Origin of the sequence: Methanosarcina spelaei, from assembly GCF_002287235.1 — an archaeon.
In the GTDB taxonomy this organism is placed as follows: domain Archaea; phylum Halobacteriota; class Methanosarcinia; order Methanosarcinales; family Methanosarcinaceae; genus Methanosarcina; species Methanosarcina spelaei.
On sequence record NZ_LMVP01000336.1, the window covers coordinates 1 to 834 of the forward strand.

Genomic DNA, 834 nt, shown 5'->3' on the forward strand with positions numbered 1-834 from the left:
TATATTGTCTAAATCGAATAACTATATATAAGTTTGTGAATTATGTTTCCAAACCTTGAAACGCGAATGAGTAAGACAGAGGAATAGAAATTAAAAAAATAGTACATATTTCAGACATCCACTTTTCAGAGGCATATTATATGCCTGAAATTGCAGATTCCATGCTTGAAAACATAAACCGGAGCTCTCCTGATATTGTAGTAATCACCGGTGACCTGACAGAAAACGGGCTTGCAGCCGAGTATAATGGAGCAAAGAAATTCATTGACAGGATTGAATGCAAAAACAAGATAATAGTTCCGGGGAACCATGATTCCAGAAATGCCGGTTACCTCTTTTTTGAGGATCTTTTCAAAACCAGATCAACGTCTGGACACTTTGGAGAGGTCACTATAGTAGGAATTGACTCTTCCCAACCGGAACTTGATGAAGGGCACATCGGAAGGGAAAATTACAACTGGATAGAAAACACTTTTTCAGTAAATAGATTTAAAGTTTTTGCCCTTCATCATCACCTTATTCCAATTCCCAAAACTGGCAGAGGAAATAATGTACTTGTAGATGCAGGCGATGTTCTGGAACTCCTGGATCGCTCAGGTGTGAACCTTGTGCTCTGTGGACACTGGCACATTCCGTGGGTCTGGAGATTAAATAACATGCTTGTAATCAGTGCTGGAACTGTCTGTTCTTCCAAAGTTCGTGGAAAAATATCTCAATGTTACAACTTGATTGAAGTTGATGCACCAGAATCCGATTGCAAGCGCTGGCACCTGAAAGTGTATAGAGTTTTCTCTAGAGGAGAAAAAGAGAAAGTTGTTGATAGTATAATATAAT

The 834-nt window shown here is 38.8% G+C and carries 1 protein-coding gene; it reads left to right on the forward strand.

Going from position 1 to position 834, the window contains the following annotated elements; translation table 11 throughout:
* Window positions 1–107 precede the first annotated feature (107 nt).
* Complete coding sequence (locus ASJ81_RS14280) at window positions 108–833, forward strand: metallophosphoesterase family protein (protein WP_275112561.1); 726 nt, start codon at window positions 108–110, stop codon at window positions 831–833.
* Window position 834 lies beyond the last annotated feature (1 nt).